This window comes from Bartonella quintana, from assembly GCF_009936175.1.
GTDB lineage: Bacteria > Pseudomonadota > Alphaproteobacteria > Rhizobiales > Rhizobiaceae > Bartonella > Bartonella quintana.
Genome location: NZ_AP019773.1, coordinates 944544 through 965505 on the forward strand (window position 1 = coordinate 944544; position 20962 = coordinate 965505).

The window sequence follows — 20962 nt, forward strand, 5'->3', positions numbered from 1 at the left end:
TTTACACATAAATTGCACACAATCCAAGGGAAAACCAAGATTCTTCTTTTATAATTTACGATAAACATCGCAAATAGTTAAAAAATCAATCGCTTTTAAACTTGCTCCACCTATCAGAGCACCATTCACATGAACAGTACTCAAAAGCTCGAATGCATTAGATGGTTTTACTGATCCACCATAAAGCAAACGCATCTTTCTCCCATCATCACCAAAACGAGAGCACATCTTATGACGAATAAAATCATGGACTTCTGCAACAACTGCTGAAGTCGGGCTATTGCCAGTACCTATAGCCCATACAGGTTCATAAGCAATAATGACATTTTCTGCTGTTGCGCCATCTGGCAAAGATCCTTCAAGCTGGCGCGTGAGCACATTGAACACTTTATTACTTGTGCGCTCTTCCAATGTTTCCCCAACACAAATAAGAGCAACAAGACCTGCCCGCCACGCTGCTTGCACTTTAGCACAAACAATTGCATCACTTTCCTGATAAACTGTGCGACGTTCTGAATGCCCAATAATGACATGACTTGCTCCTGCTTCTTTAAGCATAAAAGCTGAAATATCCCCAGTATAAGGACCACAATCATCAAAATGACAATTTTGCCCCCCCAAGAGAAGATTTTCACCACTAAGTGCATCAGAAGCACGCGATAAAAGCGTTGCTGGAACGCAAATAAGTGCTTCAAACAAATGGCCTAAATCAGAGCTAACGCCAGCAGCAATAGCACGCAACTCTCCAAGAGATTCAACAGTTCCATTCATTTTCCAATTTCCAGCAATAAAAGGTCGAATATTTGGAGACATATTTTCACCTCAAGCGCTATTACAACACATTGTTTATCTTTAGGTATCAAATTATAAAACAAAAGCAAGTCTTTAAGCTTGCATCTTACGCATCTTTATTGCAAATTCTATTATTGCTTTGATGATAATTCATGCCAAAAATGGAATTGAACGATGCTTAACATCATAAGAAACGCCACGAATTCTTGGGTTGCTAGAATTTTTCTCGTTAGTTTGCTCTTATGCTTCATCTTTTTATGGGGGATACCACAGTTACACACAAAAAGTGAAAGAGACCTTATCTCTTCTGGAGAATCTACAATAACTGTCGATGATTATCATCTCGCGCTTGCTGATCAAAGCTTACGTTTAGCACTCGCTTCTCATCTTGGACGAATGTTCACACCAAATGAAATGCAGCAATACCAAATCCCCACTTTTGTGTTTAGTCAATTACAACAAGATGTGCTATTTGATGAAGAAACGCGTCAAATGAAAATCAATCTTTCGCAAGATGCAATAGCCCGTAGCCTTGGTGCTGATAATATGTTTCAAATAAATGGCGTTTTTAATCAGAATTTGTTCCGTAACTATCTTCAGCAATTACATATCAGTGAAAGTAATTTCCTTGATTATTATACCAAAAAAGAGAAGCGTAAACAGCTCATTGCAGCTTCGCTTTCAGGCATGAAAGCGCCAGATTTCTTTTACAAAGCACTTGCTCTTTATCAAGGAGAAACCCGTATCGCCGACTATCTCGTTCTTGATCTAAAAGAGAAGAAAACAATTTCTGACCCTGATCAAGAAACATTACAAAAATGGTTTGAAACACATAAGAATGAATTTCGTGTTCCAGAATACCGCACTGTTTCTTTATTATCTATGAAACTCGCTAAATTTATAAAACCTGAAGATATCTCAGAAGATGAGGCCAGAGCCTATTATACCGAAAATACTTCACGTTTTATAGCTCCTGAAAAACGCACGATTGAAGAATTGCGATTCCCTACACGTGAAGCTGCCGATAATGCGGCAAAAAAAATAGCTGATGGATTAAGTTTTGATGACTTAGTTAAAGCTGAAAAAAAAACGCTCAATGATATAAAAAAAGGCCCTTTAGTAGAAAGTGAACTTCCCAATCGTCTAGCATCTGAGATTTTTGAACTCAAACAAGGGCAAGTCAGTGCTGTGATAAATGATTTACAAGGTCCGGTTATTATTCGCGTAACAAGTATTGTACCTTCAAGTCCCATTCCCTTTGAAAACGTAGAAGAAAATATTCGACAAATGCTTGCCAAAAATCGTGCTACAGATGATATGCGTAATAATTATACAGCAATTGAAAATGCGCGTTTTGAAGGAGCTTCTCTCAAAGAGCTTGCTGACCAATATAAATTGCCTCTACGGACAATCACCATTGATAAAACAGGGAAAACAAGTGAAGGCACAATCCTCATGGATTTACCTGAGAAAGATATTTTATTAAACTCCATCTATCAATCAAAAGAAGGTGCTGATCTTGATCCACTCTCTCTCCAAGAAGGTGGATATCTCTGGTATCAGGTAGATACGATCATCCCTGCACGCGATAAAACATTTGAAGAAGCGAAACAAGATGCTATTGTCCAATGGAAAAGTGAAGAAGTCCAACGCCTTCTTGATGAAAAAGCTAAGGATGCTCTCAAGCAGCTCACTGCAGGACAAAGTCTTGTTTCCCTCGCCCACATACTTGGTGTTACAAAACAAACGACACAACCCCTTCGGCGTCAAGATTCATCTGAAATCTTTGGACTTGAAGGCGTTAAAGCATTATTTTCTGATCCAAAAGGTCATTATGGCATAGTAAAAGGTCCGGTTGCAACAAACCGCATCCTTTATCAAATAAAGGAAGTAACTATGCCTAAAGAATTCACTGCTCAGACCCTTTCACCTGATATTCGTACCAATATAGATAGGATGATAAGAGAAGATCTAAAGCTAGAAATGCTACAAGTTGCGAATAAAAAACATCCTTTAAAAATTAATAGCGCTAACTCTCATAAAATCTTCCAGGCTCTTCAGTAAAAGTTTTGCAAATGATTTTAAGCATTTATTTAATAATAATTGCAGTCAGCACTTTGCCTACAAGTAAAAAAGCAAGGCAATTTGCTTCTTGTCTCATTTTGGGACATGAATAAAATCTGTATAATAATCGGATTTCGTGCAAATTCGCAAATTTACAGAAAAATAAATGTAATTCACAGCTTTATCGAACAGCACTAAAGAGATATGCGAATGAAATTTAGAAAATGGTTCTTTGAGTGTATAAAAAATATTGTTGGTCCAAGCTGGACTATTAAGTGTCTATCATAATAAACGGTGATCACTTATATCTTCACAGTCTATCCGCAGCCAAAAATTTCTCTGTGGCTGTAAAGATAATTTTTTTCCATCATCGAAACAGAAATCATGCTTTATCAGCAAATAAAACAACTACCAATATATCCAAAGCGCTGAGTATAAAAATTTAAAATGTTATTAGAAAACCAGTTGATGTATTATTTGATCTCATATTTTGCGTTCTCTGCATCTACTGATGCAAGTTTCTAAACCAAATATGCACAACAAATGAACAAATACGCAATATTTTCATATTATAAATAAAAATTTTAACTCTTTTGAGATCATCCCGCTCCACACGTCAGTGCTGTTTCTAAAATGACAAAAAAATTTGTCCGTAGCTTTATTGATTCTCTCTCTATTAATATTCATTTATTCTACAATATCTTTGGAAGATTACCGCTTATCGCTGCTTTTGTTATAAACCAATAACGATGAAGTAATGGTAAAGTTGCGCTTTCTTGAAAAACTGCTGCTCCCAATTGTACTGCCTTTTGAAGAGATGCGGGTATAATTGCTAATGGGAGAAATGCTGGTTTCAAAGTTTTAGGCAAAGCACTAAAATGTTCGTAAAACCTAGTATAATGATCTTGTGATAATGCTACCATAGTTTCAATTATATGGCATTTTTGTTCATTGCTAATACGATCGGACTCCAACTCTTCCCTATTTACCCCTACAGCCTTGAGAATATCAGAAGGTAAATAATATTGATATCGTGATTGCATGAATGATAAAAGACGCAATACGCCGCTTAATCCCTGGGCAATCCCTCCCTGTTCATAGGCATCTGTAAAATCTTGTGCCGCATCAGGATCTAATATTTGACAAGAAAGCTGTAAAATTATACTTGCCGTCTCGCCACAATAGAGTTTAAGATCATGAAGAGTTGCTATTGGATTGTGGTAAAGATCTAAAATCTTTGCATCGCAATAACGTAAAAAAGCTGTCTTAGGTAAATTAAAAAGAGTGATTGCCATAAACAAATCATTCAAAATTGGATTACTTTCACCCTTTTGCATTTCACTATGAGCGATAGAATCATACCACCAGCGTAATCGGATCTCACCAATAAGGGGATCGTGCACACTTTCACGAACACGAACAACTTCTGCATTAAAAGCATAAAGAGCAGCTAATGCTCTACGTTTTTTTTTAGGCGCAAATAAAACTGATATATAACGATCACGATCCGTAGCACGTAATATATTAAGACTATAAGGAAGAAAATTGATCATTCTACCGCAAACAATAAGGCAGCAACTGCACGATCTTCAGCTAACAGAATATTAAACGTACGTACTGCTGCTCCTGTACTCATTGTATCTGATGAAATACGCTTTTCCCATAAAAGTATCCGTAACTTTTCAGGTAATCGCAATAATTCAACCCCTGTACCTACCAATAAAACCTCAATCTTATCTGACTCTTCTAAAACACGAGATATATCCTTTTGAGTAGGGATAGGCCCTTCCATATCAATACCATAAATACCTGATGGTAGACAAATAATAGAACCTCTATGTGACATATCAGCAAAACGAAAGCCCCCATTTCCATAAGCATCAATGGGTGCACGTCCTGGAAAATGCGCCTCACGGATTTGAATTGCATGAAACATCATTCAGTGTCCTTTATTTTAAAAACCCAATTGCGTTTTTTTCCCTTCACCCCTAAAAGTCAACAAAGAACCAATAATAAACATTGGTATATTAATCATATACCTACATAGCACTGTTGATGCAAAATCTTTCATCCAAAAATATCACCCTAATAATACAATAAGCAATATATGAAACTTGTTACAGAGACTATGAAAAAGTTTGCAATAAAATGCAGCCAATAGCATATTCATATTTGTTGAAACACATTTATTAAAAAAGAAAAGTTTATCTCAACTTCTTTTCTCAAAAACAAGCAAATTCTATAAGACAACAAAATAATGCTTTTATTCAAAGGACAATGAAAATTATCACACTACCTCACAAATGAAATAACTCTTCTTTTACAACCCGCAAAAAACAAAATTTTATGTTCGTTTATCGACTATCAAACAACTTATACAGTGAAATGTTTATAAAAGGGCCATACATTGTTTATAAAAATCAATTGCAAAAGAACATAATAAATTACAATTATACTTTAAGCTTTTCCTTCCTTTGATACAGCTTTCTTCTCTTTAGATGCACCCACACGTTCCTTCTTTACAATTTTAGCTTCAGATTTTTTTTGTGTTTTTACTTTAGCATTAGGTTTTGATTTTTCTTCCGAAATGGGTTCTCCTTTAACGCGAACATCCGACAATGTTAAACGAATAACGCGAACACGCATACCGTCACAAATTTCAACCTCTAATTCACCACTCTCATCATAAACTTTCGTAACCTTGCCAATAATACCACCACCCGTTACAACGGTATCACCACGACGCACAGCATCAAGCATTTCCTTGCGTTTTTTCATTTGCGCACGTTGAGGGCGAATCATAAAAAAATACATAATTCCAAAAATCAAAATGAAAGGGACAAAAGTAACAAGTGAAGGCCCATTGGAAACATCCCCTGCAACTTGAGCATAAGCATTAGTAATAAACATTTTTATCTCCTATAGATTAAACTCCAGGTACTTGCCACTCTCCTAAAACAAGGCTTTTGGCTGCAAAAAGCTTCTAAAGGATCTATCGAGCGATAATTACACAATGTACTCACAGCTTTATCGAAAGGCAATAAATCCTTAAGAGATAGAAGGCAACGAGAAAAAATTTTAAAAAACAGATTTATTTCTCTCGTTTTGTATATCATGAATATAAGCATCTTCACTAACTGGAAAAACAAATGATGTAAAACAATTTTCTTCCTTTCCAATGAGCACAACTGATCGCTCTCCTAAAATGTGTGAATTTTTTTGCTGAAATACCATTGATTTAATCACATTGCTTGTTTTGTTCGAAAACTATATGAATTATAAACTTTTAAAATAAAGCCATCATGAATTAGTTTTCTAAATACTCGATAGGATCAACAGGTAAAGAATTCTTACGTACTTCAAAATAAACACGTGGAGTTTTAACATCTCCTGAAACACCAGACTTAGCAATCTCATCACCACGCCGTATCCTTTGCCCCCTGTTAACAACAAGCTTGCTATTATATCCATAAATAGTGATAATATTATTTTCATGTCGAATCATAACAACATTGCCGAGTTCTTTTAACCCATCACTTGCATAAATAACGATACCATTTTCCGCTGCCTTTACCGATGAGCCTTCAGGTACAGCAATATCTATTCCTCGACTCGTTGCCGTCCCTTTCTTTTGACCAAACTGGCTCAATAAACGCCCTCGTACCGGCCAACGCATCTTAGAAATTCCCGTAGCTTGTGGAGTCACACCATTATCCGTATTCATTACAGTGTTCAAAACATCCGTTTTATAATTCGATGAAGGCATCTGTGTGGAAGAATTCTGCTCAGCATTTGACCTGTTTATCTTTGAAGAAGGCATGGCTATTATAGGAGCTTTATCTGTAGATGGAGCTTTCTGATATCGTATAGAAGACCTGACTTGAGATTTGGATGAAGGTTCTGTTGATGTAACCCTATCATCATTTTGAGCATTCGAAGTTGCGACCGTACGCCTGCCTGGGATCATAAGCACCTGACCGATATAAATAGAATTATTATTGCTTATGCCATTTTCTAATTTTAATGCCTCAACACTGATCCCTATTTGCCGTGCAATGCTTAATAATGTATCCCCACTTTGAACGATATAAGAGTTTCGCCGAAAAAGAGGAGTATTATTCATTGAACGAGAAATTGTTCCAAGATTGCGTGGCGGAGTCCCTATAATTCGACCATCAGGAGAAAGCGTCCCGTCTTGTCGTGGAGAATTATATGAAGCACTGTCATCAGCCCATGAATTATTACTTGGCTCCACAGGTGGCAATTCAGTGCTTTGTATTACATCGCCACCGTACGATAGCATTCCCGGATCTGTAGGGATCGTTGTAGACATATTGGACCGATTAGAAACCGTATGATGAGAGAAAATATTAGCGAAACGCTGTGTACCAGAACTACACCCCGCAAGAATCGTTATCATCGCTAAAAGGGTTATCCCTTGATTACAACAGAAAATCTTACCCAAAACTTTTAAATACATAGTTTTGCTCACTCGCCAATACTCAAATTACTCTATTAGAACTTTTTAATATTACCTAAGAGTTAAAACTAAGATATTTTATTCAAAAATATCTTTACGGTAAAATCAAACTGAATTTGCTATAAAGCAAAAGATGAAATGCTTGAGGGAGTACCTACACTCTGAAAATCAAAGTGTTTCCGCAATACCTTCAATAAAGGGTTGATAGCGCACTTGAAACATTTCTAAGCACTCAAATCGGCTACCAATTTTTGTATAACGCGTAATCGTTTGTACCCCTTCATCGGGTCCTATGGCTTGAATGAGAATGCCATTTTCAGTTAAAAGTTCTAAAAATTCCTTTGGTTCATCAGAGCGTGATGGCCAAATAAGAATACGATCAAACGATCCAAAACCTGTAACAGTACGGCTTCCATCAAACTGTCGTAAAACAATATTCTCAATTCCCAAAGTTTGAAATTTTTGACGCGCCAAATCAATAAGTGTTTTATAGCGATCAATTGTTATTACACGTTCACTAAGACATGCCATAAGGGCAGTACAAAAACCAGAACCCGTACCAATTTCTAAGATGCGATGTTTCTTTTTCAACGATAAAGCAAAAAGGATCAAAAGCTGCTCTTCCAAACGCTCAATATATTCACCACACTCAATTGGGATAACTTTATTATCATATGCGCTGTTACACCAAGGAGAAGCCACAAACTGCTGCCGCGGAACTTTCTCCAATGCTGCAAAAAAGCGAACATCATCAATTCCTTTGCTGCGCATTTTCAGCACAAGACCGGCCAACTCCTCATGAAATCGTAAAATACCCTTTTGATTCATAGTATCATCCGATCTCCAACAAAGGAGTTACATGATTACACGCCCCCATTATCTCATTTAAAATGGCAAAACTTTGTGTTTGCATGCCATCATTTTCTAGCAATAAACTTATATCGTTTTTCCTTTTGCAAAATTAAGCAGTAATACAACGCATACCCTTTACATAAGGTTGTAAAACATCTGGTATAATAATCGACCCATCAGCCTGCTGATAATTCTCAAGAATGGCAATAAGACAACGACCAACAGCTGTACCAGAACCATTAAGACTATGAACGAATTTTAATGTTTTATCACCTTCTTTACGATACCGAGCATTCATGCGCCGCCCTTGAAAATCTCCACAAACTGAACAACTGGAAATTTCACGATAACATCCTTGGCCAGGAAGCCACACCTCAATATCATAAGTCTTACGGGCAGCAAATCCCATATCACCAGTAGAAAGAACCACTGTACGAAAAGGCAAACCAAGCCGTTTTAATACATCTTCTGCACATTCCGTCATACGTTCTAGTTCCATTAAAGACCGCTCTTCAGTAGTAATTGATACCATTTCTACCTTCCAAAACTGGTGTTGACGCAACATACCACGTGTATCACGGCCTGCAGATCCAGCTTCTGAGCGAAAACAAGGAGTCAAAGAAGAAAAGCGCAGTGGCAAATCTGATATCTCAAGAATTTCATTGTTTACCAAATTGGTTAACGGTACTTCTGCTGTAGAAATAAGCCACCGACCATCTGTCGTCCGAAAGAGATCGTCAGCAAATTTCGGCAACTGAGCTGCTCCATAAACAATCTCATCACGAACAAGAAGAGGTACCGAAACTTCTGTATAACCATGTTCATCAACATGCACATCAAGCATAAATTGACCCAATGCGCGTTCAAGCCGGGCCAATGCCCCTGAAAGCACTGTGAAACGTGCACCCGACAAACGGCTTGCCCGCTCAAAATCCATCTGCTTGAGATTTTGACCAAGATCAAAGTGTTCCTTTGGTGTAAAATCAAACATCACAGGTGTACCAAAATGTCGAATAACAACATTATCACTTCCATCTTTACCCAATGGAACATCATCCAATGGAATATTCGGGAGTGTTGAAAGAGCTCTCTCAAAGTTCTCTGTCAATCGCTTTTCTTCTGTTGTAGCAGAAGAAAGAAAGACTTTAATCTCTTCAACCTCAGCTCTAAGATGTTCAGCCATTGTCTGATCACACGCAGCTAAAGCCTGTCCTATTTCCTTTGAAGCCGCATTGCGACGCTCCTGTGCGGATTGCACTTTAGCAACATGTGACCGCCGCTCAAGATCAAGTTTTATTAACCTTTCAGCTTGTGGCTCAATGCCTCTCTTTGCCAATGCTTCATCTAATTTTTCAGGGTATTCACGAATCCACTTAATATCAAGCATCCAAATTCCTCATTTGCATCGTTTCTATTCGTTTCTTATCGCACAAGTTATAAACTTCTCTTAAGAGGATTTTTTCTCTTTTCTATCCAGTAGGCAATTAAAATTGAAATCTCATAAAGAGCAATCGTTGGTAAAGCCACTGCAAACATAGTAAAAAAATCCGATGGAGTTACTATCGCCGCAATTACAAAAGAGACGAGGATAGCCCACTTTCGTTTAGATACCAAACCATGAGAAGTTAAAAGTCCAACGTTCGTTAAAAGACTGGTGACAAGAGGTAATTGAAAAATCAAACCAAAAATCAGCATAAACGATGTCATAAAGCTCAAATAATCGGAGATACGGACTATAAACTCTATTCTTAAATGAACACCTGGAAGAAATTGCTGAGAAAGACTAAACCAAAGCATTATCGGCGCTAATAGAGCATAAACAAATGCTCCCCCAATACAAAATAAGATAGGGCTACTAATGAGAAATGGTAAAAAAGCCATGCGTTCATTTTTATAAAGACCTGGTGCGATAAAGCTATAAAACTGAAAAGCCGTACAGGGAAATGACAAAATAGCGGCCCCAAAAGCAGCAAGTTTCATTTTCGTTAAAAAAGTTTCCCATACTTGTGTTGATTGCAGACGAATACTTTCAGGATTACCACCCGACATTTTCATTGCCCACTGATAAGGCCATATCAAAAAATTTAAGATATAGTCTTTGACGAGAAAACACATCATAAAAGCTATTAAAAATGCGATCAGAGCAACAATAATTCGCTGACGAAGTTCAATCAAATGTTCTAAAAGTGGTGCCATATTGGCATCAACTTCATCTCTCTCATTCATGATGCATCTTCTTTATCTTTAGAAATTACAGAAATACTTCCAGAACTTTGAGAATCAACAGATACTGTTACCTCTTCATTGATTTTGTTCTGATCATATCCAACAATTTCTTTATTTTTTTCTGATTTATGGTGCATTGTATTTACATCAAAATTATTGCGGACATCCCCTACTGCATCATGAATGGGATTGAAAATTTCCATCAACTTCTTGTTTGGATTAAGATCATTAATATCCGATAATGTTTTTTGCAAATCATCGAGCTCGATTTGTTTCATTGCATCATCAAACTGATGACGAAATTCATTCGCTGTTGAACGTACATAAGCTATTGCTTTTGCCATTGTCCTTAGCATTTTCGGTAAATCTCTCGATCTAACTACGATGATGAGAACAAATAAGATCACAAGAAACTCTGGCCCATCAATCCCAAACATCACTTATACTCGACTTCCTTATTAAAAAATAATGTATAATTATTGAGTGTGTAATTGCGTCTTTATTACTTTCCACGCTGTTTTTTAGCAACAGACGCCTTGCCTTCTTTAAAGGAAGAAGAACCTTTTCTGCGTTCTGCTGCACGCTTCACCGATAACGGCTGAGATTGTTGAGGTCTAACATCTGTTGTTTTGGAATAGTCGGACATTTCAAGTTTATCCTCGAGAAGTTCTCCTTCTTCCTTCATATTCTTTTTAAAAGCTTTAATCCCCTTAGCCACATCGCCCATTAATTCAGAAACCTTACCGCGTCCGAAAAGCACAAGGACAATCAGTAAAATCACAATTAAATGTGTTGGTGAAAAAATATTACCCATCACTTTCTCTCACTGCTTTTAAATTTGCTTTCAATTGTTCATGCCTACTGTGTAAAGAATGTACCAAATATAGCCATATCTTACTTGTATATTTTCTTCTAAAGTCAAAGGCAATCGCATGTTTTTATTGTAAACTGACTTTTTAGCCTCTCTCTACTTTTCTCAGCGCATTCCAACAAACACAGATAAATCAAAAATGACAAACCTCTTTAAATAAAAAGTCAAAAGGTTTGAAAATTCCTCTATCAAGGCAATTTCATCTGATCTGTCTGAGTGCAAAAACCTACTGCAAGGACTATCCGCAGGTTCTAATGCTTTGTCTTTTAAAAATGGCGTTATCTGCGCAATTGCAAACATCTTTTCCAATTACCATTACAGCGAAAAACAATGTCACAGCCTGCAGCAAAAATTTTACGTGTTAAATCGGAAAAATTTTCTGAAAGCGTACTCCCTGAAAGAGCTTTCATTGACAACATCATCTGCCATTAAAAACCCGTCAAAACTTATATTTTCACGAATAACATTCTCAATAACTCTCTTAGAAAGCGTTACAGGAACTCGCTCGTCAACTGCCTTATAGACAATATGCGCAGTCATCGCAGTTGGTAAATTAGCCAAATTTTAAAAAGGCAAAAAATCATACTTTTCCAAAATATTAAGTTGTGCAGCGACACATGCTAATTTAAAATGCGTATCGCAAAGCGCTCGTCCATGTCCGGGAATAGTTTTTCATCACCGGTAAAATACCTCTATCCCAAAACCAACCCCTGGGCTGCTGCTGCACGCCCTAAAGCTACAACTGTTTCTTGTTCCTGACCATAAGTACGTGTTCAATAATATCGTGCGCTCCATCTGGAACATCTAAAACAGGAAGAAAATTGGCATTGATGCCAAATTTCATTAAATCAAAAAGCATAAAGTCGAGACATAATCCATGCAGTACAAATTCCCTTATCTTAATCTTTTTTATAAACTTTCCCCAAAGTGCAGCTGATGGATAATGAGCTACTAGAGTTAGAGATGGAAGTGGAAGCAAATGTTGTACTCCCCCCCTTCTGATCAATAAAAATAAAATATTATCACGTCCACTTACATCACGTAAAGATATGGTAAGCACCTTCACATCATCTTCCGACACAATATTGCGTACAAACAAAATAAAAGCCCAAGGTTTATGTTCAACAATGAACATTTTTTCATCTTCTCTTAGGAAAAAACCAGAAATACCAGTAATCATAGCTTTTATTTCTGAAATTATCGCAATACCTTGATGCTTGTTTGACCCTAATCCCTCATTTGATTGAGACAGCTCGCACATCTCATGTCAATTTTTAAAGCTCTATTTCGGTCTCATACACAAAAATCTGACCATTGCGCATATGAAAGTAAAACTTGTGCTTTGAATAACGAAAGCTATTACTTAAATGCTCCCGTGAGAAATCTGTCTACACATCACACAAGCATTTTTTACTACTCTTGTTCCTAGAATTTATATCGGCTTTCTTAAAGCAAGAAACCGATTAGTTTAACAGTGCTTTTTTAGACATTAAAAATAATGTATCAATCTCCAAATAATTGGCAAGTTTATTGATTAATATGTAAATTGATTAGAATCTTTAGCAATCTCCACTGATGCTTCAATGAGCTTGTACTTTTCATTCCTTTTCTTTTGAAGCTAAAATAATAAAGAAATTCTCTCACAATATACCAAATGCTTCAATTGAAGTTTTTTTTGTATCCCTGTCCATATTTCGATAAAAGATTTAAAATCTTAGTGATTAATCCAGTTCATATAAATTGAATTGAGAGAAAACAGCATAGCCAATAACTAAAAATCTATGACATTGCTATTCTTCCAAACATAATGCTTTTTTGATCAAGATATTATTTTATCTCTCCAATAAAACTTTTGTTGATAGAAAAATCGCCGTTTCATGTTAATAAAAAAGGTCTGGTGAGCAGTTATAAATATGGTAGAATTTACTCATGAACTATCGGCATATTTATCATGCTGGCAATTTTGCTGATGTTTTTAAACACATTATTGTCACCCGCATCGTCGAATATCTCAAACGCAAAGAAAAAGCTTTTCGTGTTATAGATACGCATGCCGGTATCGGCATTTACGATCTTTCCTCTTTAGAAGCACATAAAACAAAAGAGTGGCACGACGGCGTTCAACGATTTCTGTCAGCCCCTATCCCAGAAAATTTAAAAGCACTCCTTCGTCCATGGTGCGATACCATTGAAACACTTAATAAGGGAAAAAAAGAAACCGTATTCTATCCTGGATCCCCTTTTCTTATTCGCCAATTATTGCGTAAACAAGACCGACTCATCGCAATTGAATTGCACTCTGAAGATTACCATATTTTAGCAAAAAATTTTGCCAATGATTATCAAACAAAAGTCCTGCATTTGGATGGGTGGCTTTCCTTAAATGCTCATCTACCACCAAAAGAAAAACGTGGTTTCATCCTTGTTGATCCTCCCTTTGAAAAACCTGGTGAATTTTCCCGTCTTATTGAGGGATTGGTGAAGGCGTATCGCCGTTTCCCAGGAGGAATCTATGCTTTATGGTATCCTGTTAAATATAAAAAAGAAATTGAAAATTTTCTTCACGCGCTTCATCAAACAGGAATTCCAAAAATTCTACAACTTGAAATGCGTATTCGAAAAAGCTCGATACCGGCGACAATGAATGGAAGTGGTATGATCCTTATCAATCCTCCCTATCTTTTGGAAGAAGAAATGAAAAAACTCAGCCCCTTTCTTCTCGATCGGCTCGGGCAAGACAAAAATGCACAAATGACTCATAAATGGCTTTAAAAAGAACATCTATTATGTTAAAATTACTTTTTTATGTTTTTCCTGAATCAAGACCCTTTTCGTAGGAATTAAAGAGCATGAAACTGCTCACAAGTGTGACACTACACAAATTCTTTGACCTTTTGAAGCATATCAAGCTAATGTAAAAAATAGCGAGAAGTACAGATTTGATTTTTTTTCTTTTAAAGCTACTCTTGAATCATAACAAAATTATTATTTCAATCAGTTCATAAATAAAATTGGCGAATTTGTAAAACTGTTCTGTGGAACTGTTTTCGGATTTTTTCTTATGAAAAATAATAACTCCAAAATCGCGTAATTTCATGCCATAATGCGGCATTTATAGGAAAAAAAACTACCAATATATAAATGATAAGACTTAATGAAGAAGAATATTTCATATGGAAAACACAAAACATTTCCGAATAAACTAAATGGTCTTGAAAAACAACACAGCTTGTCCAAAAATGAACGAGACAACTTCCCTTTTCTCTCTAATATTCCATGGGACAACGCCAATCAAGGAAGTGATAAAAACCAACTCAAAGGAGCCAAACTCATACAAGAGTTTGTCAAACATCTTCCGCATAAGCCAGGAGTTTATCGGATGTTTGATGAAAATGGTAATGTTCTCTATATTGGCAAAGCACGTAATCTAAAAAAACGCGTTTCAAATTATACCTGCGAGCAAAGACATAATAACCGTATTACCCGTATGATTCGTGCTACATATCATATGGAATTTGTTGTTACCCATACAGAAACAGAAGCGCTCCTCTTAGAAGCGAATCTCATTAAAAGGTTGCATCCACGTTTTAATGTGTTGCTGCGTGATGATAAAAGCTTTCCTTATATCATTATTACTGAGAATCACAAAGCACCTGCACTTTACAAACATCGCGGCGCCCGAACACGAAAAGCCCATTATTTCGGTCCTTTTGCCTCTTCGAGTGCAGTTACACAAACAATCAATGTTTTACAACGCGCTTTTTTATTACGCACCTGTACCGATTCAGTTCTTGAAAATCGTACACGCCCCTGTTTGCTTTATCAAATCAAGCGCTGTTCTGCTCCTTGTACTCATGAAATCAGTGAAAATGATTATAGAGAACTCGTTAGAGGAGCAAAAGCGTTCCTTTCGGGAAAAAGCCAATCCGTTAAAAATGATATGATTCAAGCTATGCATAAAGCCGCAGAAGATCTTGATTTTGAACAAGCAGCAGTCTATCGTGACCGTTTATCAGCCCTCTCTCACATACAAAGCCATCAAGGCATTAATCCTCAAACAATAGAAGAAGCAGATGTATTTGCCATTGCGCAAAAGGGAGGAATAACCTGCATTCAAGTGTTTTTTTTCCGCATGGGGCAAAATTGGGGAAACCGATCCTATTTCCCTAAAGCAGATCCATCTTTCTCTCGTAGTGAAATTCTAGCCAGTTTCCTTGCCCAATTCTACGATGATAAGCCACTTCCAAAACTCATTCTTTTATCTGAAGAAATTGAAGAAAAAACACTTCTTGCAGAGGCATTCAGTCTAAAAGCAAATCGTAAAATCTTCCTCTCTTTACCAAAACAAGGTGAACGTAAAACCCTGGTTAATCACGCTTATATCAATGCTTATGAAGCACTTGGACATAAGCTTGCTGAAACAGCCACACATACAAAACTGCTTCAGGGAATTGCCGAAGTATTTCAGCTGCCTCAAACTCCACACCGTATAGAAGTCTATGATAATTCTCATCTTATGGGGACAAATGCAGTAGGCACAATGATTGTCGCAGATCAAATGGGATTTCTTAAAAATCAGTACCGCAAATTCAATATTCGCTCGACTGATATCACACCCGGCGATGATTTTGGCATGATGAAAGAAGTTATAAAACGACGATTTTCACGCCTTATCAAAGAACATGGTCTACCTCATGAAAGCAACAGCATAAAAGATGAAGACGAAGATTGTTTTTCCATTTGGCCTAATCTTATATTAATCGATGGAGGTGAAGGACAAATCAACAGTGTGCATACAATACTCGCTGAATTAAAATTAGACGATTTCATTACAGTAGTGGGAATCGCTAAAGGTGCTGACCGTAGAGCGGGACATGAACGTTTTTTTATAAAAGGAAAAACACCTTTTACACTTCCCCCACATGACCCTATCCTGTATTTTTTGCAACGTCTACGCGATGAAGCACACCGTTTTGCAATTAAAACTCACAGAATAAAACGAAAAAAAGCAACATTGAAAAATCCGCTTGATGAAATTAAAAATATTGGTCCAACAAGAAAGCGTGCATTGCTTCATCATTTTGGAAGTGCTAAAATCGTGGCTAACGCTTCACTCGAAGATTTAACAAAAGTTACAGGAATTTCTGTCACGATTGCACAAAAAATTCATAACCATTTTAATGAAAAATAGACTTGTTTCGTAATCTTTGCCTTGTTAGGTTTATAAAATATGTTCTAATTTCATAAAAAATTGAAAATGGTTCTATGAAAAATCATACTTTTTCTTTTCCAAATATTCTGACTTATGCACGAATTGTTGCAGTACCAATGGTTGTTGCGTGTTTTTTTTTAGAAGGACGGCTACAATCAAGTGATATCACACGTTGGATTGCCGTTTCCATTTTTGTGGTTGCATCCATTACTGACTTTCTTGATGGCTACCTTGCCCGTATTTGGGAACAAACATCCAATATTGGTCGCATGTTAGATCCAATTGCAGATAAACTTCTCGTATCTGCATGTTTGCTATTGCTTGCCGCAGACAGTACTATTGCGGGATGGACACTATGGGCAGCCATCATTATTCTTTGTCGGGAAATTCTCGTATCAGGATTACGTGAATATTTGGCTGAACTGAAAGTCAGTGTTCCTGTTTCTCGTCTTGCAAAATGGAAAACTTTTGTACAAATGATAGCCATTATCTTTCTTTTAGCGGGACCGGCTGGTAGTAAAGTTGTCCCTTACACAATGGAATTTGGCATCACTATGCTGTGGATTGCTGCTCTCCTCACATTGTGGACAGGGTGGGATTATTTTCGGGCAGGTCTAAAACATGTAATTCCATAAAAATGGTGAAACCCATACACCCTTTCAAAGAAATCTATAACTTCATAAGAAAAATCCCTAAACAGCCTAAACAGTATGTTTGGGAATTTTTTTGCTTTTCATATATGCCTTTCCTAACCAACAATTTCCATCTCAGAAAACCAAAAAGTGATTTCTGTTTTTGCAGTTTCAGCGCTATCTGAACCATGGACAGAATTTTCGCTAATCGACAAAGCATGCACTTTACGAATTGTTCCTTCCTGTGCATCTGCAGGATTTGTAGCACCCATCACTTCACGATTTTTAGCTATTGCATTTTCTCCTTCTAAAACCTGTACAAGTGTTGGACCAGAAGACATAAACTCAACCAATTCACTAAAAAATGGTCGTTCTCTATGAACAGCATAAAACCTTTCAGCTTCACGCCGGTTCATCCACACACGTTTAGATGCAACAACACGCAAACCCGCATCTTCAAGCATTTTTGTAATTTCTCCTGTCAAATTACGACGCGTTGCATCCGGTTTAATCATTGAAAAAGTACGTTCTACACCCATTTGACCACCTTTATTTTATCAATATTATATGGCTGTTCTATAGCGAGCAAGAAGCATCTTGCCAAGTGACTATGAGAAAATCCACACCCATTTTCAAAACTGGACACCTGATCATAGAGCGAATTTCAATAAAAAGAGAAATGCCAGTGATATCTGATCTCATCATAAGAAAGCTAAATTTATTTGCACAACCCGAAGCACTCCTCTCTCCAATTGCTATTTTCATAGGAAAAACACAACACGCAGCAACGTATATAGTTTTTCTGAAAAGCCATCTTTCCTCAAAAAAATACTGCCCTGTGAAATGTGAAACTGCGTATCTCGCTTGTAAATACCCCAACACTAAGGGTCAATCAGGAAAAAACACATCCTTAGAAACTATAACGTACACCTAAAACACCTTGAAGTGACTGCTTTGTCTTGCGCCCTTTGCCATAATGTGCTTCCGCATAAAGCTTTAATTTTTTACTGACGAAACTGCTCAAACCAATCCCCAATCTACCAGTATTCCCAGACAAATCTGTAGTAAATCTATGCAATTTGTTAATCGTCGTGTGATTGCTATTTCTATTCTCACGTACCCACGCCGCCGTAATATAAGCCATAGAAGAAGCACCTCCTCCTGAACAAACTTCATACCCCGCAGATAAACCAACCTCACTGCGTAATGAAGTAAATGGGTTCATATCACTCGTCATCTCATTCGAGAGCTTTATCTCTTTACCTTCAACTTGCAACCACGTGAATTGCGCGTACGGTTGTATCCAACTGCTCTGGGCGGGCTTAAAACGATAACCCACTTCAAATGACGTACCTAACCCCCACCGATTATAATTTCCTTCAATAGCTAAACCGTTCGTTGAAACAGCTTTCAGATGATTTTGATAATGATTGTATTTCAAAACACCGTCTAGATACCATCCACGCCGATCAAAATAAGTTGCATAAGCTCCAATGCTATAAGTATTTATGCCACTCATACCACCTCGGGCATGCATGACATGTGTTTGATCATAACTGCCAAAACCCCCAATATGAAACTCCCCATCCATCAGCTCACTTAGACCACTGATACCTAATACTAGGCCCATCTGCTCAAGCTTAAAATCTGTATATCCTGTAGCAACCTTCTCCTTGCTCTTGATTGCATATGTCCATAGAGCCGTATTTTTCTTAACTTTATCTAGCGTTCCTCTCCCAACACGCACCGTTTGCAGCTCATTGTGAAAAACAAGCCCAGGTGCCACGGACATTGACAACACTGCATCTGTAGAGGGGGTGGTTAAAAAAACAGAAGATGACAGTTCCTGGCTCGATTGTAGAGAAGATTGATCCTGATAACTTGGACGCATAATCATCTGCTCTGCTAAAGATTGAGCCTCTGCAGAAACAATAGGCTTCTGTTGCTCATCAGAAGGATGAGGGTCACCAGCTGGACGTATCGCACCCAAAGCTGGATCTTCTGGAGAGGAGATAATGGGAGGAACAGGGGGATGCTGTGCCTCTCTCAAGTGCCGAGGAAGTCGTTTCTTAGGTGTCTGCGTGAGATTCTGGGCACCATTAGCGATCTGAGGATTAGAACCCGTTCTCCGAGAAGAAGAGGAATCCCAATGAGACTGGCTACCCGTACTTGCATCATTAGATGAAGCAGCTAAAATAACACGAGTCTTAGGTTTCCTATCCACGCGCAAAGAGGAAGCCCCTGAACGACCAGCTGTCTCTTTTTTACCCAAATACCAAGTTGTAGAATCACCACTGAAATTGGCTCTCCTCTCCCTCTTATACAAACCATACATATAAGTTCCCCCATCAAAAGCTTCAATTTTCTTACCGGAGCGGTCTATCAGAGTAAAGTCAGCTCCTCCGCTTCTATCAGTGATCAAATTGATCCCGATGATGCCATTTGTTTGTAAACGGTGACCTGTGATTTCAACTCCAGAATCAGCAACATTTATTTTATGGTTACCTGCACCACTGTCTATCCACAAGTAATCGCTATTACTAGCCATAGCACTAATATTGAAATGAAAATTTAAACTCCCTGAAAGCTTCTCAACACGAAGTGAAATATGACGTGGATCATATGGAACAGAAGAAAAGCTAACAGTCCCTCCGTTTCCACTTAAACTCTCCATATTAATCTGAAACTTATCTGTGTTATTTCGCTCACCAACCAAAAATAATATTTCATCACTTCTCCCCGTCACAGAAAGCTTTTCTTTTGTTGTATGGTCTGTTCTATCACCCGCATATAAATAAAGATATCCTTTATCATTGACTTTTATTTCTCCGGTTACTTCTGCGCCAACATGTAGCCACGCGCTCGCATGGCCATTAATCGTTAGACCATCCACAACCCCACCAGGATATACAACTTGAACAGCTTCACCATTCAAGGTAGTATTAGTGGCTCTCCCTTCTTCTAAAATGTGCTGCCTACCATTTCCTGAAACTATAGTACCCTCTGCAATGCCCCCCTCTTTTCTGGGTCCGATATAAAGATTTTGTTCTCCTCCTCCCATAACTTTCGTCTTCCAAGCTATCGCACCATCATACACATTCTGCTGCCCCACTCCTCCACCACCACCAGAAACTGTGGCATCATAAGCAGCACTACTTCTTTTCTTCAAATTTTCAAGATCTACAAAACTCTCATCTTCAAAAACAAGCTGCTTACCACCAAGGATTTTAGTCTCCATTGCAGTTGCGCCACGCGTAACTATTTGTTTTCCGCCTTTTTCAACAGTTGCACCTATAGAAGTTTTACCATTGTCAATAACCTCTACGCCACCATCGCTGATTTTAATATTATTGCTGATAAGAGATTCAGTAATCAGCGCTGAACCTTTTGGTACCTTTCCCCCACTTATTGTACTTGTCAGTCTTTCTAGCTCTGCATTCCTACTTTTACTCGCGCTTGTAACTTGCACAAAACAATAACTGATCATCAATACCGAAAAAATTAACTTGCATTTATGCCGCATGATCCATACTCCATTCTCAATAATGAAACAAACATCCCGCGACTACTGAGTAGTTTATTTTAGATTAAATCATAATGTGTTTTATTTATGTTGCATTTTTTGCATAACCATAAACTTTATAGTATCCTTTGTGTGTCTATCAGACTCAACACTTTGCAATCCATATTCACCAATAAGAGCACCTTTTAAAGTTTTACCTTCTTGATAATCTCAATTTCACCACCCTTAGAAATTCTTATCCCTCTCTCTTTTCTGCTCACCTACATACACGCGCCTACTATTGCCCTTTTGTAGTCTCTCCCCTAGACGG

Annotated in this window: 18 protein-coding genes; 4 read left to right on the plus strand and 14 right to left on the minus strand. The window is 37.6% G+C overall.

Going from position 1 to position 20962, the window contains the following annotated elements:
* Positions 1-48: 48 nt before the first annotated feature.
* Complete coding sequence (tpiA, locus tag MF1_RS03855) at positions 49-813, minus strand: triose-phosphate isomerase (protein ID WP_011179269.1); 765 nt, start codon at positions 811-813, stop codon at positions 49-51.
* Between the two features lie 153 nt (positions 814-966).
* Between tpiA and MF1_RS03860 the strand changes: the two genes are divergently transcribed.
* A complete protein-coding gene (locus MF1_RS03860) occupies positions 967-2856 on the plus strand; it encodes a peptidyl-prolyl cis-trans isomerase (RefSeq protein ID WP_014923971.1) in 1890 nt (629 codons plus the stop codon).
* A gap of 692 nt (positions 2857-3548) precedes the next feature.
* Here the strand turns inward: MF1_RS03860 and MF1_RS03865 are convergent.
* The 11 genes from MF1_RS03865 to MF1_RS06890 all read right to left on the minus strand — a co-directional run bounded on the left by MF1_RS03865 (position 3549) and on the right by MF1_RS06890 (position 12546).
* On the minus strand, positions 3549-4409 hold the full coding sequence (locus tag MF1_RS03865; RefSeq protein ID WP_161510502.1) for a phytoene/squalene synthase family protein: 861 nt from the start codon (positions 4407-4409) through the stop codon (positions 3549-3551).
* Positions 4406-4792, minus strand: coding sequence for an Mth938-like domain-containing protein (locus MF1_RS03870; RefSeq protein ID WP_014923969.1), 387 nt, complete (start codon positions 4790-4792; stop codon positions 4406-4408). The genes MF1_RS03865 and MF1_RS03870 overlap by 4 nt, the downstream gene beginning before the upstream one ends.
* Positions 4793-5313: 521 nt before the next feature.
* Positions 5314-5766: a preprotein translocase subunit YajC gene (yajC, locus tag MF1_RS03875; protein WP_161510503.1), complete on the minus strand. Its 453-nt coding sequence runs from the start codon at positions 5764-5766 to the stop codon at positions 5314-5316.
* A gap of 397 nt (positions 5767-6163) precedes the next feature.
* Positions 6164-7336 (minus strand): M23 family metallopeptidase, encoded by a 1173-nt coding sequence (locus tag MF1_RS03880; RefSeq protein WP_161510504.1) that lies wholly within the window; start codon positions 7334-7336, stop codon positions 6164-6166.
* 168 nt (positions 7337-7504) lie between these two features.
* Positions 7505-8164, minus strand: a complete 660-nt coding sequence (locus MF1_RS03885) for a protein-L-isoaspartate(D-aspartate) O-methyltransferase (protein WP_014923966.1) — start codon at positions 8162-8164, stop codon at positions 7505-7507.
* Positions 8165-8297: 133 nt separating this feature from the next.
* Positions 8298-9575, minus strand: a complete 1278-nt coding sequence (serS, locus tag MF1_RS03890) for a serine--tRNA ligase (RefSeq protein ID WP_161510505.1) — start codon at positions 9573-9575, stop codon at positions 8298-8300.
* A 47-nt stretch (positions 9576-9622) separates the two neighbouring features.
* Positions 9623-10414, minus strand: a complete 792-nt coding sequence (gene tatC, locus MF1_RS03895) for a twin-arginine translocase subunit TatC (protein WP_014923964.1) — start codon at positions 10412-10414, stop codon at positions 9623-9625.
* Entirely contained in the window at positions 10411-10851 is a 441-nt protein-coding gene (locus MF1_RS03900) for a twin-arginine translocase TatA/TatE family subunit (protein WP_042995357.1), read from the minus strand. Before MF1_RS03900 ends, tatC begins: the two co-directional genes overlap by 4 nt.
* Positions 10852-10916: 65 nt before the next feature.
* Positions 10917-11228, minus strand: coding sequence for a twin-arginine translocase TatA/TatE family subunit (gene tatA / locus MF1_RS03905; protein WP_011179259.1), 312 nt, complete (start codon positions 11226-11228; stop codon positions 10917-10919).
* Positions 11229-11639: 411 nt separating this feature from the next.
* Entirely contained in the window at positions 11640-11825 is a 186-nt protein-coding gene (locus tag MF1_RS06885; protein ID WP_244614197.1) for a glycoside hydrolase family 3 N-terminal domain-containing protein, read from the minus strand.
* Positions 11826-12021: 196 nt separating this feature from the next.
* Complete coding sequence (locus MF1_RS06890) at positions 12022-12546, minus strand: hypothetical protein (RefSeq protein WP_244614180.1); 525 nt, start codon at positions 12544-12546, stop codon at positions 12022-12024.
* Between the two features lie 668 nt (positions 12547-13214).
* Between MF1_RS06890 and MF1_RS03915 the strand changes: the two genes are divergently transcribed.
* The 3 genes from MF1_RS03915 to pgsA all read left to right on the plus strand — a co-directional run bounded on the left by MF1_RS03915 (position 13215) and on the right by pgsA (position 17132).
* Entirely contained in the window at positions 13215-14057 is an 843-nt protein-coding gene (locus MF1_RS03915) for a 23S rRNA (adenine(2030)-N(6))-methyltransferase RlmJ (RefSeq protein WP_161510506.1), read from the plus strand.
* Between the two features lie 382 nt (positions 14058-14439).
* Positions 14440-16476, plus strand: a complete 2037-nt coding sequence (uvrC, locus tag MF1_RS03920) for an excinuclease ABC subunit UvrC (protein WP_161510507.1) — start codon at positions 14440-14442, stop codon at positions 16474-16476.
* Positions 16477-16550: 74 nt separating this feature from the next.
* Positions 16551-17132, plus strand: coding sequence for a CDP-diacylglycerol--glycerol-3-phosphate 3-phosphatidyltransferase (gene pgsA, locus MF1_RS03925; protein ID WP_011179256.1), 582 nt, complete (start codon positions 16551-16553; stop codon positions 17130-17132).
* 113 nt (positions 17133-17245) lie between these two features.
* Here pgsA and ndk read toward each other — a convergent pair whose 3' ends face one another.
* Together ndk and bafA are read right to left on the minus strand one after the other, a co-directional pair.
* On the minus strand, positions 17246-17668 hold the full coding sequence (gene ndk, locus MF1_RS03930; RefSeq protein WP_161510508.1) for a nucleoside-diphosphate kinase: 423 nt from the start codon (positions 17666-17668) through the stop codon (positions 17246-17248).
* A gap of 371 nt (positions 17669-18039) precedes the next feature.
* Positions 18040-20652, minus strand: a complete 2613-nt coding sequence (bafA, locus tag MF1_RS03935) for a BafA family autotransporter (RefSeq protein ID WP_161510509.1) — start codon at positions 20650-20652, stop codon at positions 18040-18042.
* Positions 20653-20962: the final 310 nt, after the last annotated feature.

Coding starts and splice junctions, on each gene's coding strand:
- MF1_RS06885 (WP_244614197.1), bottom strand. CDS start 11,825: ATGACTGCGCATATTGTCTATAAGGCAGTTGACGAGCGAGTTCCTGTA.
- MF1_RS06890 (WP_244614180.1), bottom strand. CDS start 12,546: ATGTGCGAGCTGTCTCAATCAAATGAGGGATTAGGGTCAAACAAGCAT.
- MF1_RS03915 (WP_161510506.1), top strand. CDS start 13,215: ATGAACTATCGGCATATTTATCATGCTGGCAATTTTGCTGATGTTTTT.
- MF1_RS03865 (WP_161510502.1), bottom strand. CDS start 4,409: ATGATCAATTTTCTTCCTTATAGTCTTAATATATTACGTGCTACGGAT.
- tatA (WP_011179259.1), bottom strand. CDS start 11,228: ATGGGTAATATTTTTTCACCAACACATTTAATTGTGATTTTACTGATT.
- pgsA (WP_011179256.1), top strand. CDS start 16,551: ATGAAAAATCATACTTTTTCTTTTCCAAATATTCTGACTTATGCACGA.
- yajC (WP_161510503.1), bottom strand. CDS start 5,766: ATGTTTATTACTAATGCTTATGCTCAAGTTGCAGGGGATGTTTCCAAT.
- serS (WP_161510505.1), bottom strand. CDS start 9,575: ATGCTTGATATTAAGTGGATTCGTGAATACCCTGAAAAATTAGATGAA.
- MF1_RS03870 (WP_014923969.1), bottom strand. CDS start 4,792: ATGTTTCATGCAATTCAAATCCGTGAGGCGCATTTTCCAGGACGTGCA.
- ndk (WP_161510508.1), bottom strand. CDS start 17,668: ATGGGTGTAGAACGTACTTTTTCAATGATTAAACCGGATGCAACGCGT.
- MF1_RS03860 (WP_014923971.1), top strand. CDS start 967: ATGCTTAACATCATAAGAAACGCCACGAATTCTTGGGTTGCTAGAATT.
- MF1_RS03885 (WP_014923966.1), bottom strand. CDS start 8,164: ATGAATCAAAAGGGTATTTTACGATTTCATGAGGAGTTGGCCGGTCTT.
- uvrC (WP_161510507.1), top strand. CDS start 14,440: ATGAAGAAGAATATTTCATATGGAAAACACAAAACATTTCCGAATAAA.
- tpiA (WP_011179269.1), bottom strand. CDS start 813: ATGTCTCCAAATATTCGACCTTTTATTGCTGGAAATTGGAAAATGAAT.
- MF1_RS03880 (WP_161510504.1), bottom strand. CDS start 7,336: ATGTATTTAAAAGTTTTGGGTAAGATTTTCTGTTGTAATCAAGGGATA.
- bafA (WP_161510509.1), bottom strand. CDS start 20,652: ATGCGGCATAAATGCAAGTTAATTTTTTCGGTATTGATGATCAGTTAT.
- MF1_RS03900 (WP_042995357.1), bottom strand. CDS start 10,851: ATGTTTGGGATTGATGGGCCAGAGTTTCTTGTGATCTTATTTGTTCTC.
- tatC (WP_014923964.1), bottom strand. CDS start 10,414: ATGAATGAGAGAGATGAAGTTGATGCCAATATGGCACCACTTTTAGAA.